The organism is Methylobacterium sp. BI1, assembly GCF_056680125.1.
The window spans coordinates 598,429-611,999 of sequence record NZ_CM155267.1 but is presented as its reverse complement, the minus strand read 5'-3'; the positions used below and the strand labels follow the sequence as shown (position 1 = coordinate 611,999).

The 13,571-nt window shown below is 73.0% G+C and carries 9 protein-coding genes; 3 read left to right on the top strand and 6 right to left on the bottom strand.

Annotated elements, in window-relative coordinates:
• Positions 1-24: 24 nt before the first annotated feature.
• Complete coding sequence (locus AC1MGR_RS02875; RefSeq protein WP_480233583.1) at positions 25-1,656, bottom strand: alpha-D-glucose phosphate-specific phosphoglucomutase; 1,632 nt, start codon at positions 1,654-1,656, stop codon at positions 25-27.
• Between the two features lie 569 nt (positions 1,657-2,225).
• Between AC1MGR_RS02875 and AC1MGR_RS02870 the strand changes: the two genes are divergently transcribed.
• The 3 genes from AC1MGR_RS02870 (at position 2,226) to AC1MGR_RS02860 (ending at position 8,764) form a co-directional block, all read left to right on the top strand.
• Positions 2,226-3,764, top strand: coding sequence for a DUF2252 domain-containing protein (locus tag AC1MGR_RS02870; RefSeq protein ID WP_108036887.1), 1,539 nt, complete (start codon positions 2,226-2,228; stop codon positions 3,762-3,764).
• Positions 3,765-4,212: 448 nt separating this feature from the next.
• Positions 4,213-7,413 (top strand): helicase-related protein, encoded by a 3,201-nt coding sequence (locus AC1MGR_RS02865; protein WP_480234916.1) that lies wholly within the window; start codon positions 4,213-4,215, stop codon positions 7,411-7,413.
• Between the two features lie 112 nt (positions 7,414-7,525).
• On the top strand, positions 7,526-8,764 hold the full coding sequence (locus AC1MGR_RS02860; protein ID WP_480233582.1) for an oxalate decarboxylase family bicupin: 1,239 nt from the start codon (positions 7,526-7,528) through the stop codon (positions 8,762-8,764).
• Positions 8,765-8,889: 125 nt separating this feature from the next.
• Here the strand turns inward: AC1MGR_RS02860 and AC1MGR_RS02855 are convergent, their stop codons facing one another.
• The 5 genes from AC1MGR_RS02855 to ssuC all read right to left on the bottom strand — a co-directional run bounded on the left by AC1MGR_RS02855 (position 8,890) and on the right by ssuC (position 13,568).
• Positions 8,890-9,294, bottom strand: coding sequence for a hypothetical protein (locus AC1MGR_RS02855; RefSeq protein ID WP_108036891.1), 405 nt, complete (start codon positions 9,292-9,294; stop codon positions 8,890-8,892).
• 101 nt (positions 9,295-9,395) lie between these two features.
• On the bottom strand, positions 9,396-10,376 hold the full coding sequence (locus tag AC1MGR_RS02850) for a sulfonate ABC transporter substrate-binding protein (protein WP_480233581.1): 981 nt from the start codon (positions 10,374-10,376) through the stop codon (positions 9,396-9,398).
• Between the two features lie 163 nt (positions 10,377-10,539).
• A complete protein-coding gene (gene ssuD, locus AC1MGR_RS02845; protein WP_480233580.1) occupies positions 10,540-11,703 on the bottom strand; it encodes an FMNH2-dependent alkanesulfonate monooxygenase in 1,164 nt (387 codons plus the stop codon).
• Between the two features lie 32 nt (positions 11,704-11,735).
• Entirely contained in the window at positions 11,736-12,581 is an 846-nt protein-coding gene (locus tag AC1MGR_RS02840) for an ATP-binding cassette domain-containing protein (RefSeq protein WP_108036897.1), read from the bottom strand.
• Between the two features lie 189 nt (positions 12,582-12,770).
• On the bottom strand, positions 12,771-13,568 hold the full coding sequence (gene ssuC / locus AC1MGR_RS02835) for an aliphatic sulfonate ABC transporter permease SsuC (RefSeq protein ID WP_480233579.1): 798 nt from the start codon (positions 13,566-13,568) through the stop codon (positions 12,771-12,773).
• Between the last annotated feature and the right edge of the window lie 3 nt (positions 13,569-13,571).

Genomic DNA, 13,571 nt, shown 5'->3' with positions numbered 1-13,571 from the left:
GGCCCCCGTGGCAGACCGCGCGCCTCAGGTGATGACGCTGGGCTCGGAGCGGCCGGTGAGCGCGGCGATGTCGGCGAGCGCGTTCGCCACCGCCACCACCGGGGCCAGCACCTCCGCCACCGGCAGTTCGAGCCGGTCGGGGGCGGATTCGTAGCGCTCGATGTAGACCCGCAGGGTCGCCCCCGCCGTGCCGGTGCCGGAGAGGCGGTAGACCACCCGGGCATCCTCCGCGAAGGTGACGCGCACGCCCTGCTGCTCGGTGACGGAGCCGTCGACGGGATCGACGTAGCGGAAGTCGTCCGCCGCCGCGACCGTGAGGGAGCCGAGCGTCTGGCCCGGCAGGCTGGCGAGCTTGGCGCGCAGGCCCTCCATCAGGCGCTTGGCGGCCTCGGAATCGATCTCCTCGTAGTCGTGCCGGGTGTAGTAGTCGCGTCCGAACGTGGCCCAGTGGTCCCGCACCACGGCGTCGGCCGGCTTGCCCGTGACCGCCAGGATGTTGAGCCAGATCAGCACGGCCCAGAGCCCGTCCTTCTCGCGGACGTGGTTCGAGCCGGTGCCGGCGCTCTCCTCGCCGCAGAGGGTGATGAGGCCGGCATCGAGCAGGTTGCCGAAGAACTTCCAGCCCGTGGGGGTCTCGTAGGCCTTGATGCCGAGCGACGCCGCCACCCGGTCGAGGGCCCGGCTCGTGGGCATCGAGCGGGCGACGCCCGCCAGGCCCCGGGCGTAGCCGGGCGCGAGGTGGGCGTGGGCGGCCAGGATCGCGAGGCTGTCGCTCGGGGTCACGAACAGGCCGGGCGCCACGATCATGTTGCGGTCGCCGTCGCCGTCCGAGGCCGCGCCCAGGTTCGGCGCCTGGGGACTCAACATGAGTTCGTAGAGGTCGTGGGCGTGGACGGGGTTCGGGTCCGGATGGTGGCCGCCGAAATCCTCCCGCGGCGTGCCGTTGAGGACGGTGCCGGGCTCGGCCCCGAACACGCCCTCCAGGATGGCGTGGGCGTAGGGGCCCGTGACCGCGCTCATGGCATCGAAGCGCATGCGGAATCCGTTCGCGAACAGGCGCGTGATCGCCTCGAAGTCGATGAGCTCGCGCATCAGCGCGAGGTAGTCGGCCACCGGGTCGATCACCGCGACGGTCATGTCGCCGAGCCGAGTCTCGCCGATCGTGTCGAGGTCGAGGTCGGGGCCCTCGACGATCCGGTATTCGGTCAGTGCCCGGGTGCGGGCGTGGATCGCCGCCGTGACGGTCTCGGGGGCCGGGCCGCCGTTGGCGGTGTTGAACTTGATGCCGAAATCGCCCTCGGGGCCGCCCGGGTTGTGGCTCGCCGACAGGATGATGCCGCCGATGGCGCCGTGCTTGCGGATGACGCAGGAGGCGGCGGGGGTCGAGAGCAGGCCGCCCCGGCCCACCAGCACGCGGGCGAAGCCGTTGGCGGCGGCGATCTTCAGGGTGGTCTGCACCACCTGGCGGTTCAGGAAGCGCCCGTCGCCGCCGAGCACCAGGGTCGTGCCCGCCCGGTCGGGGATGCAGTCGATGATCGCCTGGACGAAGTTCTCGACGTAATGCGCCTGCTGGAAGACCGGCACCTTCTTGCGCAGGCCGGACGTGCCCGGCTTCTGGTCGTCGTAGGGCGTCGTCGGGACGGTCGTTACGGACATCGTTCAAGCACTCCTGAATCGCCGCGCTCAAGAACGCGGTTTGCCGCCGCGGGTCAATCGGCGCCGGCCCGCAGGGGCGCCGGCCCGGATCAGCCGGGCGCCGGGGGGCCTTCGAGGCCAGCATCGCGCCGATCAGGGACGGACCGGCAGGCTTCAGGACCCGGGCAGGACGGGGCTGATCTTAGGAATTCGATAACAACGCCATCCGTCTTCCAGCACATCCAGCTTGTCCCGTCGCGGAATCCATGCTTCCTGGACCTCGGCCAGGTGGGTGAGTGTCGAGCCAGGATCCCCGCAAGGATTCGCACGTCCGGTTCAAGTCCGGACCCCGGCCTCCAGGCTCCATGACCGGCCCGTCCCAGCGCTTTTGCGATGTTCGTCTTCCTGCACGGGAGGGACGACCGGGCCTGGACACAGGCCGGCGCAACGTCTGCTTGCACGGCCTCCGCCCGACGGTTCGCACCGTGCGTCCGCCCCGGGATGAAGACGGGTCCTGAGACGTGTTGCCCCGGGAACGATCGCAAACGGTCAAGATTTGTCCTTCACGAATTCGCGTGTGAGGACCATGCATGGAATGCCCCCAGGATCTCAGCCTCCGCGCTGACGGGTCGACCGCGACCGACGTCCAGCGAGAGGGCCTGCAGCGAGAGGGCCTGCAGCAGGAGGCCATCCAGCAGGAGGCCGAGGATATCCTGCTGGCCCCCCTGGCCGACATCCCCCGCATCAACCTGCGCGAAGCCGGCGAGCCGTGGGACAAGCGCCGGCACGCCGGCAAGGCCCTGCGCGAGGTCGTGCCCCATGCCGCCCACGCGACCTGGACCCCGCCGGACAACCGGCCGGACCCCGTCTCGCTGATCGAGACCGCCCATCGCGGCCGCCAGGAGCACCTGATTCCCCTGCGGGTCGCCCGCATGGCGAGTTCGCCCTTCGCGTTCCTGCGCGGGGCCGCCCACGTCATGGCCTGGGACCTCGCCCACACCCCGCGCAGCGGCATCGCGGTGGTGATGAACGGCGATGCCCACCTGGCGAATTTCGGCCTGTTCGGCACGCCCCAGCGCGACATCGTCCTCGACCTCAACGACTTCGACGAGGTCACGATCGGCCCCTGGGAATGGGACCTGAAGCGCCTCGTCGCCAGCATCGAGGTGGCGGCGCGCACCGACGGAGTCGCGAAGGCCGAGCGCCGCGAGGCCACCCTCGCGGCGGTGGCGGGCTACCAACACACCATGACCGAGCTGGCGCCGCAGGGGCCCCTCGACGTCTGGCACCAGGCCGCCCGGGCCGACCAGCTCGACTTCGCCGGGCTCACCATCGACGCCCATTCCGAGGCCGTCATCACCAAGGCGGTGGAGAAGGCGCGCAAGAAGCACAACAAGAGCCTGCTCGCCCGGGTCGGCGAGCGCCGCACCGATGGCGGCTGGCGCTTCAAGGAGGAGCCGCCGATTCTCACCAGCGTCGATGCGGAGACCCGCGAGGCGGTGATCGGCGGCCTGGAGCACTATGCCGAGACCCTGCCGCGCGAGCGCCGGTTCATGCTCAGCCGCTACCACGTGGTGGACGTCGCCCACCGGGTCGTCGGGGTCGGCAGCGTCGGCACCCGCGCCTACGTCGCGCTGCTGTGCGGGAATTCCGACCAGGACGTGCTCTTCCTCCAGGTCAAGGAGGCGGTGACGCCGGCCCACGCCCCCTACCTCGCCGGCATGCCGGACGCCTATGGCGACCACGAGGGCGAGCGGGTGATCTACGGCCAGCGCCTGCTCCAGGCGGTGGGCGACCCGCTGCTGGGCTGGACCACCATCGCGGACCGGCCGTTCTACGTGCGCCAGATGAAGAACATGAAGGGCGACATCCCCGTGGCCGGCCTCAGCGGCCAGCCGCTGATCTACTTCTCCTGGGCCTACGGCGCCCTGCTGGCCCGGGCGCATGCCCGCACGGGGGATGCCGCCGCCATCGCGGGCTATTGCGGCCGCGACCGGCACTGCGACCTGCGCGAGGCCCTGGCCGACTGGGCCCTCGCCTACGGCGACCAGAACGAGGCCGACTTCGCCGCCTTCCGGGCCGCCATCGCCGAGGGCCGCCTGGAGGCGGCGCCCGACCCGGAGCTGTGATCCACAGGCCTGCGACAAACTGGGGACGGCGGGCGAAAGCACGGAGCCGGGGGCCCTCCGGCCGCGTTTCCCGAGTCCTCTCCTGAAGTCCTCTCCTCGAGCCGGGCAGCGCACACCCCAGATGGCAAAACGCAGGACCGCGTCGTCTTCCGCTTCCGGTACGCGCGCCGAGGCGCCGCACGCCAAGCCGGCGCCCAAGGTGGCATCCAAGGCGGCATCCAAGCCGGCCTCCCGCAAACCGGCCGACCGCAAGACGGCCTCCCGCAAGACGCCGGCGGCGGCTTCAACCGAGGATTTGGCGAAGGCCCCTGCGAAAGCTTCGGCGAAGCCGGCCCGTCCCGGCACCGGGTCGGCGCCCGCCCCGGAGACCGTGGCGCCGCTGGTGCCCACCGGCGCCCTGGCGGTCGCCCTGCTGGACCTGACGAAAACCGGCAAGCCCCTGGTCCACATGGCCCGCGAGAGCCACCGGCTCGACGTCATCGCGAAGATCCTGCGGGCCCTGTCGCCCGAGCGCAGCGTCGCGATCTACCCGGAATGGGACTGCCTGCCCTACGACCGCGCCTCGCCCTCGCGCGGGGTGATGGGCGCGCGCACCGGCGTGCTGCGCTGGCTCACCGACACGGCCGCCCTGCCCGACATCGTCCTCACCACCGCCCCCGCCCTGATCCAGCGCGTGCCCCCGGCCGAGACCTGGGCGCAGGCGCGCCTGGAGGTCCGGGTCGGCGACGCCCTCGATCCCTCCGCCGTCTCGGCCTTCCTGCAGCGGCTGGGCTACATCCTCGACGACCGGGTCGACGAGCCCGGCGAGGTCGCGGTCTGGGGCCGGACGGTGGACGTCTTCCCGGCCGCCGCCGACCGCCCCTGCCGCATCGAGTACGAGGAGGGCCGGGTCACCGCGATCCGCTCCTACGATCCGGTCTCGCAGCGCTCGCTGGCCGATGCCGCGCTGCTCGTCATCGACCCCGCCACCGAGATCGTCCTGACCGAGGGCTCGGAGAGCCGGCTCGCACCCTTCACCGGCCAGGAGCACGGCCTCGCCCGGTACTACCCGTCCCTCGTCACCGTCCTCGATCAGGTGCCCGACGCGCGCCTCGTGGTCGAGGACGGGGCGGAGGAGCGGGCACAGGCCTTCTTCGAGCAGATCGCGGAAGGCCGCGAGGCCGCGGTCCGGTCCCGGCGCGGCGGCGCCGACGATGGCGGCCTCTACCTCAGCCCCGAGGACTGGGCGACGCAGCTCGCGGCGCGCCGGGTCGCCGAGGCCGAGGCGGACGGCGCCGAGGACCTCACCATGCCGGCCTTCGTGCGCAAGGCCCGCCCGAACACGGCGCTGGCCGAGACCCTGCGCGAGCGCCTGAAGGCGGGCGACCGCATCCTCCTGACGGGGCCGGCCGAGCCCCTGGCGCGGCTGGTGCGCATCGCCGAGCGGGCGCTCGGCCGCAAGGCCCGGACGGTGCGGGCCTGGGCGGAGGCCGTCGCGGCCAAGCCCGGCGCGCTCCTCAGCCTGGAGGCCCCGATCGAGGCGGGCTTCCGGGTGCCCGGCGAGGGGATGGCGGTGGTCGCCGCCGCCGACCTGTTCGGCGCCCGTGCCGCTACCGTGGCGGCCGGGGGCCCGAGCGCCATCCTGCCCATCGGCGAGGTCGAGCTGCGCATCGGCGACGTCGCCGTCGACCGCGACAACGGGCTCTGCGTGTTCGAGGGCCTGGAGGCGGTGAGCACCGGCGACGGCGGCAGCGAGGACGCCCTGCGCCTGCGCTTCGCCGGCGACGGCATCCTGATGGTGCCGGTCTCGCAGGCCGACCGGATCTGGCGCTACGGCTCCGAGGTCGAGGCCGTGACCCTCGACAAGCTGGAGGGCGGGTCCTGGGGCCGCCGGCGCCTGGAGGCGGAGGCCTGCATGGCCCGGGCCGCCCGGGTGATGCTGGCCGATGCCGAGAAGCGCCGGTCGATCCGGGCGCCGGTGCTGGTGCCGCCCGACCGCGAGATGGAGCGCTTCGCCGCCGGCTTCGGCTTCGCCCTGACCGCCGACCAGGCGAGCGCCGTCACCGGCGTGATGGCGGACCTCGCCTCCGGCCGCCCGATGGACCGCCTCGTCTGCGGCGACGTCGGCTTCGGCAAGACCGAGGTGGCCCTGCGGGCCGCCGCCGCGGCGGTCTTCGCCGGCAAGCAGGTGGCGGTCGTCGCCCCGACCACGGTGCTGGCCCGCCAGCACGTGCAGACCTTCAGCCGGCGCTTCGCCCGCTTCGGCATCGAAGTCGCCCACCTCTCCCGCCTCGTGTCTCCGGCCGAGGCCAAGCGGGTGAAGGCGGGGCTGGCCGACGGATCGATCCGCCTCGTGGTCGGCACCCACTGCCTCGCCGCCAAGGGCGTGGGCTTCGCCGATCTCGGCCTGATGGTCATCGACGAGGAGCAGCGCTTCGGCGCCAAGATCAAGCAGGGTCTGCGGGAAGCGGCGGGCGACGGCCACGTGCTCACGCTCACCGCGACCCCGATCCCCCGCACCCTGCAGAGCGCCCTGGTGGGGCTCCAGAGCCTCAGCGTCATCGCCACGCCGCCCTCCGTGCGCCAGCCCATCCGCACCGTGATCGCGCCCTTCGAGGACGAGGCGATGCGCGACGCCCTCACGCGCGAGCACCGGCGCGGCGGCCAGAGCTTCGTGGTCTGCCCGCGCATCGAGGACATCGCCCCCATGGCGGCGCGCCTCGCCAAGCTGGTGCCGGACCTGCAGACCCGGGTCGCCCATGGCGGGCTCAACGCCGCCGAGATGGACGACGTGATGGTGCGCTTCGCCGACGGCGAGGGCGACGTGCTGCTCGCCACCAGCATCATCGAGAGCGGCCTCGACGTGCCGCGCGCCAACACCATGCTGGTCTGGGATGCCGAGCGCTTCGGCCTGTCGCAGCTGCACCAGCTGCGCGGCCGGGTCGGGCGCGGCCAGCGCCGCGGCGTGGTCTACCTCCTCAGCCGCCCCGACCGGCCGCTGACGCCCGCCACCGAGAAGCGCCTGCGGACGCTGGAGGCCCTCGACCGCCTGGGCGCGGGCTTCGCCATCAGCGCCCGGGACCTCGACCTGCGCGGGGCCGGCGACCTCGTGGGCGAGAACCAGGCCGGCCACGTCAAGCTCATCGGTCTCGGGCTCTACCAGCACCTGCTGCACCTGGCGCTCCGCGCCGCCAAGGGCGAGGCCGCCGAGGACTGGAACCCGGAAATCCGCCTCGGCCTCTCGGGCGCCGTACCGGCCGACTACGTGCCCGAGCCGGAGGTCCGGCTCAGCCTCTACACCCGCCTCCTGCGCCTCACGAACCCGGAGGAGGTCGAGGCCCTGCGCAGCGAGGTGGTCGACCGCTTCGGCCCGCCGCCCGCCCCCTTCGAGGACCTGATCGCCCTGGCCCGGCTCCGGGTCGGCTGCCTCGGGCTCGGCATCCACCGCCTCAGCGGCGGGCCGCAGGGGCTGGCCGCCGACCTGCGGCCCAACGCGCCGCCGCTGCAGGTCCCGGTCCACGCCCACATCGTGCGCAAGGACAACCGGGTGCTCCTGCGGCAGGGCAGCGAGGACCCGGCGACGCGCGGGCGCCTCGCCGCCGCCTTCCTGGAGCGCCTGCGGGCGCAGGGCGAACGCCCGGTGCCGCCCGTGGTCGACGCGGCGGCCTGAGGGGCGGTCGCACGAGGGCGTGAGGCACGGAACGGCCCGCGGTGGGGGTCGATTGACGACCGCAAGGGGGCGCCCAGCGGCGTCTCCGGACGCCACACGAGACCCGCTGCCCATGACCGACCTGTCCCGCCGAAGCCTCCTGGCCGCCACCGCCGCCGGGGGATCCCTCCTCACCGTGGCCGGGGCGCAGGCTCAGCCCGCGGCGCCCGCGGCGCAGAGCCCGATCCGGGGCAAGGACGGCGCCTCGATCCTGGGACCCCGCAACCCGGCCCGGGAGGCCGAGGACCCCTTCACCCTGCGCCCGCCCCGGACCGACCACGGCACGATGCCGAACCTGAAATGGTCCTTCGCCGACAGCCACATGCGTCTCGAGGAGGGCGGCTGGGCCCGGCAGACGACGATCCGCGAACTGCCGGTGTCGAAGGCGATGGCGGGGGTGAACATGCGGCTCGGCGCCGGGGTGGTGCGCGAGATGCATTGGCACAAGGAGGCCGAGTGGGCCTACATGCTGAAGGGCCGCGCCCGGATCACCGCCGTGGACGCGCAGGGGCGGACCTTCGCGGACGATGTCGGCGAGGGCGACCTCTGGTACTTCCCCTCGGGCATCCCCCATTCGATCCAGGGCCTGTCCGCCGACGGCGTCGACGGCTGCGAGTTCCTGCTGGTCTTCGACGACGGCGGGTTCTCGGAGGATTCCACCTTCCTGCTGACCGACTGGATGGCGCATACGCCGCGGGACATCCTGGCCAAGAACTTCGGCCTGCCGGAGAGCGCCTTCGCGGGCGTGCCGGAGAAGGAACTCTACATCTTCCCCGGACCGACGCCCGGCCCCCTCGCGGCGGACCGGATGGGCGGCGCCGGCCCGGTGCCGGAGGCCTTCAGCCACCGGATGCTGGCCCAGGCGCCCCTGAGCCTGCCGGGCGGCACCGTGCGCATCACCGATTCCTCGGTGTTCAAGGCCTCGAAGACCATCGCGGCCGCCCTGGTGGAGCTGCAGCCCGGGGCCATCCGCGAGCTGCACTGGCACCCGAACGGCGACGAGTGGCAGTTCTACATCGCGGGCCAGGGCCGCATGACGGTGTTCGGCTCGGAATCGAAGGCCCGCACCTTCGACTACCAGGCCGGCGACGTCGGCTACGTGCCCTTCGCCATGGGCCACTACATCGAGAACACCGGCACGACGCCCCTGACCTTCCTGGAGATGTTCCGCAGCCCGACCTACGCCGACATCTCCCTGCGCCAGTGGCTCGCCCTCACCCCGCACGCCCTGGTGGCGGCGCACACCCATCTCAGCGCGGCGGATCTCGACCGCCTGCCGGGGGTCAAGGCGCCGGTGCTGCCGGGGTCGTGATCCGGGGCCGTGGAGCGGCGAGCCGGGCGGGCTCGGATCGTGCCGGTGCCGGACCGGGACGACGGCGCGCGCGACCGTCACGGTCCCGATGGCGGCCGTCGCCAGCCCATCGGATCGGCCGCGCGTCAGAGGCAGACGGCGTCCTGATCCCCGGCGGCCGAGACGATCCTGCCGTCCCGTGCCTGCCAGCGCACGCGCCAGGTCACGACGCATCCCGACAGGGGAACCTCGAAGAACGCCCACGGCGTCTTCGGCGGGCTCCCCTCCCCGTAGATGCGCCGCCTGAAGCCTTCGGCCCGCAGCCGCTCGAGCAGGTCGGCCTCCGAGGAGCCGGGCGGGAAGGCATCCGTGACACGCGCCCGGAAGGCCAAGCCGGCCTCGGCGGGTCCGGGCGGAAGGTCCCGGACGAGGGGTGGAATCGCGATCACCGGCGACGCGGTCCGCAGGGCCCAAACCGGCACCGCGACCAGGGCGGCGAGGCCGAGCAGGATCGCTCCGCAGAGCAGCAGGACGAACGACCGGCCCCTCATCGCGCCACCTCGGATCGAGGGCCGTCGGCCTACGTCCGACACGCCTTCACGGTAGCGCTCGATTCGCCCTTATACAATCAAAGGATGTATTTTCCGGACAACTAGCTCCCGGGCTTGCGCACCGCCGCAGCCACGTCCACGGGCTTCGGCAGCAGGCCGAGGCGGTGGAAGGTATCGGCGACCTTCTGCTGGTCGGCCGTGGTCTCGGCGCCGAGCGGCGTGATCCCGTAGGTGAGGCGGCGCAGGGCCACCGTGAGGATCGGGGCCGGGATGCCGACGGAGGGGGCGAGCTCGGCCGCCACGGCGTCGGTGTTGTCCTTGGCCCAGGCGTCGATCTCGCCGATCGCCGCCAGCGTCGCGTCGAGGGCGGGACCGTTGGCGGCGGCGAAGGCGCGGGTCGAGAGGTAGAACTGGCGGTTCGGCACCAGGTCGGTTCCGTCGACGAGGATGCGCCCGCCGGTGCTGCGCTCGCCCGAGGCGAGGTAGGGGTCCCAGATCGCCCAGGCGTCGACCGCGCCCCGCGCGAAGGCGGCGGCCCCGTCGGCCGGCGCCAGGAAGGTCGGCGTCACCGCCTCGTAGGGCACGCCCGCCTGCTCCAGGGCCCGGACCAGGAAGTAGTGGACGTTCGAGCCCTTGTTCAGGGCGATCTTCTTGCCGCGCAGGTCCGCGACCGTGCGGACCGGGCCGTCCCTGGCCACCAGGATCGCCTCGCCCTTCGGGGCGGCGGGTTCGTGGCCGACATAGAGCAGGTCCGGGTTGGCGGCCTGGGCGAAGATCGGGGGCGCCTCGCCGGCCGAGCCGAGATCGACCGCCCCGGCGTTCAGCGCCTCCATCAGGGGCGGCCCCGACGGGAACTCGGCCCAGGTGACGCGGTAGCCGAGCGGCTTCAGGCGCTGCTCCAGCAGGCCCTTGCCCTTGAGGAGAACCAGGGTGCCGTATTTCTGGTAGCCGATCCGGATCACCTTCTCCTCGGCGCGGGCGTGCAGGACGCCGAAGGTCAGCAGCGCCAGGGCGGTGAGCAGGGTCCAGGCGCGGCGGGTGGCGTCGGTGCGGAGCGCGTGGGCGCGGGTGGCGGCGGCCATGGGGTTGTCCTCGTCGGTCGGAACCCTCCTCCCCCCGTGGGGAGGAGTGGGAGGTGGGGGGTGGTTGGGCGACCCTGGCGGGGCGGAGGCCAGCGGAGCCACCCCCACCCCTGACCCCTCCCCACAGGGGGGGAGGGGGACGCGAGCGAGAGGGAGCCCCCCCTCAATGCGCCGCGATGCGGCGGCTCGGGACGATGTCGTTGGCGATGACCTCCCCGAACGGGCCGTTGTTGCGGGCGTTCGTGGGCACGACGCCGGTGGTGGCGCGCAAGGGGAGCTTGGGGAAGACCAGCTCGGCGAAGCGGTAGGCCTCCTCCAGGTGCGGGTAACCCGAGAGGATGAAGCGGTCGATGCCGAGGTCGATGTACTCCTTCATCCGGTCGGCCACCTGATCGGCCGAGCCGACGAGAGCCGTGCCGGCGCCGCCGCGCACCAGGCCGACGCCGGCCCAGAGGTTCGGCGAGACCTCGAGCTTGGTGCGGTCGCCCCCGTGCAGGGCCATCATGCGGCTCTGGCCGACGGAATCCTGGCGCTTCAGGGTGGCCTGCGCCTTGGCGATGGTCGCGTCGTCGAGGCGCGAGATCAGGCTCTCGGCCGCGGCCCAGGCCTCGCCCTCGGTCTCGCGCACGATGACGTGCAGGCGGATCCCGTAGGAGAACGTCTTGCCCTTGCGGTCGGCGGCCTCCCGGGCCTTGGCGATCTTCTCGGCGACGCCGGCCGGGGGCTCGCCCCAGGTGAGGTAGACCTCGCAATGCTCGGCCGCGACCGCGATGCCGGCCGGCGAGGAGCCGCCGAAGTAGAGCGGCGGATAGGGTTTCTGCACGGGCGTGAAGATCACCCGGCCCTCCTCTACCCGGAGGTGCTTGCCCTCGTAGGACACCGTCTCGCCCGACATCAGCCCGCGCCAGATGTGCAGGAACTCGTCCGTCACGACGTAGCGCTCGTCATGGTCGAGGAAGACGCCGTCGCCGCGCAGCTCCACCGGGTCGCCGCCCGTGACGACGTTGATGAGCAGGCGCCCATCCGAGATCCGGTCCAGGGTCGCGGCCATGCGGGCGGCCATCGCGGGCTCCTGCAGGCCGGGGCGGACGGCCACGAGGAAGCGCAGGCGCTTCGTCAGGGGCGCCAGCGCCGAGGCCACCACCCAGGAATCCTCGCAGGAGCGCCCGGTGGGCAGCAGCACGCCGTAATAGCCGAGCTCGTCCGCTCCTTGAGCGATCTGGCGCAGATAGGCGAGCGAGACGTCGCGGGCGCCCTCCTGGGCGCCGAGGTAGCGGCCGTCGCCGTGGGTGGGGAGGAACCAGAGAACGTCGGTCTGTCCGGTCATGGGCAATACTCTCTCGGATGGGGCGGCGGCGCTCAGGCGGGCGCGCGCTCGGACAACAGGTGGTCGAGGATGCGGCCTTCCAGGGCCGCGAGGTCGGCGTCGCCCCGCCGGCGCGGGCGCGGCACGTCCACGCCGACGTCGAGGGCGATGCGGCCGGCCTCCACCACGAGGATGCGGTCGGCCATGGCCACGGCTTCCGCGACGTCGTGGGTGACGAGGATCGCGGTGAACCCCTGCGCCCGCCAGATCCGCTCGATCATCGCCTGCATGTCGATGCGGGTCAGGGCGTCGAGGGCGCCCAGCGGCTCGTCGAGGGCGAGCAGCCCCGGGCGGCTGACGAGGGCGCGGGCCAGCGCCACCCGCTGGCGCTGGCCGCCCGACAGGGTCGCGGGCCAGTTGCCGGATTTCTCGGAGAGGCCGACCTCGGCGAGGGCCGCCTCGGCCCTGGCGCGGCGCTCCGCCCTGGGGCCGCCCTCGCCGAGGCCGACCGCGACGTTGTCCACGACCCGGGCCCAGGGCAGCAGGCGCGGCTCCTGGAACATGATCCGCTTCGGCGGGGTCCGCACCGCCCGCGTTTCGAGGGCGATCCGGCCGGCGCTCGGCTGCTCCAGGCCGAGGATCAGGCGCAGCAGGGTGCTCTTGCCGCAGCCCGAGCGCCCGACCACGGCCACGAACTGGCCGGCCGGGATGTGCAGGTCGAGGCCCTCGATCACCGTGTGGCCGTCGAAGTCCTTCCGCAGGTCGCGGATCGTGACGCCGATGCCGGTCGCGGAGGGCGCGGGCGCGGGCCGGGCCTGCGCCTTCGGCACGGCGACCTCGCGGGGTTTCGGATCGCGGATCTGGGAATCCTCTGGGACGCGGAGGGCGGTGGCGAGCATGGGACGGACCGGGAAAGGGGGGATGGGTCGGGACACGACGCCATCGGGCGTCGAAGCTCGGGCACTCCCTCCCCCGTGTGGGGAGGGGTCGGGGTGGGGGTGGCTCCGCTGGCCTCAGTCGGCGGAGGGTCACCCAACCACCCCCACCTCCAACTCCTCCCCGCAAGGGGCAGGAGAGCCGCCGCCGCGTCAGGCGTTCCGGTAGGCCGGGTTCCAGGCCAGGAACCGGCGCTCCAGCAGGCGGGTCACCGCGTCGGCGGCCTTGCCGAGGCCGGCATAGATCACGATCGCCAGCACCACGACGTCCACCAGCATGAACTCGCGGGCCTGCATCGCCATGTAGCCGAGGCCGGAGGAGGCCGAGATCGTCTCGGCCACGATGAGCGTCAGCCACATGATGCCCAGCGCGTAGCGCAGGCCCACGAAGATCGAGGGCAGCGCGCCCGGCAGGACCACGCGCCGGAACAGGGTGGCGGGCGACATGCCGTAGACCCGGCCCATCTCCACGAGCTGCGGATCCACCGAGCGGATGCCGTGCAGGGTGTTGGCGTAGACGGGGAAGAACACCCCGATGGCCACGAGGAAGAGCTTGGCCTCCTCGTCGATGCCGAACCACAGGATCACGAGCGGGATCAGCGACAGGTGCGGGATGTTGCGGATCATCTGCAGGGTCGTGTCGGTGAGGCGCTCGGAGAGCCGCGACAGGCCGTTGGCGAGGCCGAGGACGAAGCCGATGCCGCCGCCGATCAGGAAGCCGACGGCCGCCCGGGCGAAGCTGATCGAGAGGTTGCTCCAGAGCTCGCCGCTGCGGGCCGCCTGCCAGCCCGCCGCGACGACCCCCGAGGGGGCCGGCATGAAGCGGGTGGAGACGAGGCCCGTGGAGGCGGCCACCTGCCAGCCGAGCAGGATCGCGGCGGGCACCAGCCAGGGCGTCAGGCGCTCGAGGGTGCGGGTGCCGAGAGAGGGGGTGCTGAGGGAGGTCGTCATGCG

What these genes read in the sequence shown, in the direction of transcription:
- AC1MGR_RS02875 (WP_480233583.1), bottom strand. Translation starts at nt 1,656, where the DNA reads ATGTCCGTAACGACCGTCCCGACGACGCCCTACGACGACCAGAAGCCG.
- AC1MGR_RS02870 (WP_108036887.1), top strand. Translation starts at nt 2,226, where the DNA reads ATGGAATGCCCCCAGGATCTCAGCCTCCGCGCTGACGGGTCGACCGCG.
- AC1MGR_RS02865 (WP_480234916.1), top strand. Translation starts at nt 4,213, where the DNA reads ATGGCCCGCGAGAGCCACCGGCTCGACGTCATCGCGAAGATCCTGCGG.
- AC1MGR_RS02860 (WP_480233582.1), top strand. Translation starts at nt 7,526, where the DNA reads ATGACCGACCTGTCCCGCCGAAGCCTCCTGGCCGCCACCGCCGCCGGG.
- AC1MGR_RS02855 (WP_108036891.1), bottom strand. Translation starts at nt 9,294, where the DNA reads ATGAGGGGCCGGTCGTTCGTCCTGCTGCTCTGCGGAGCGATCCTGCTC.
- AC1MGR_RS02850 (WP_480233581.1), bottom strand. Translation starts at nt 10,376, where the DNA reads ATGGCCGCCGCCACCCGCGCCCACGCGCTCCGCACCGACGCCACCCGC.
- ssuD (WP_480233580.1), bottom strand. Translation starts at nt 11,703, where the DNA reads ATGACCGGACAGACCGACGTTCTCTGGTTCCTCCCCACCCACGGCGAC.
- AC1MGR_RS02840 (WP_108036897.1), bottom strand. Translation starts at nt 12,581, where the DNA reads ATGCTCGCCACCGCCCTCCGCGTCCCAGAGGATTCCCAGATCCGCGAT.
- ssuC (WP_480233579.1), bottom strand. Translation starts at nt 13,568, where the DNA reads ATGACGACCTCCCTCAGCACCCCCTCTCTCGGCACCCGCACCCTCGAG.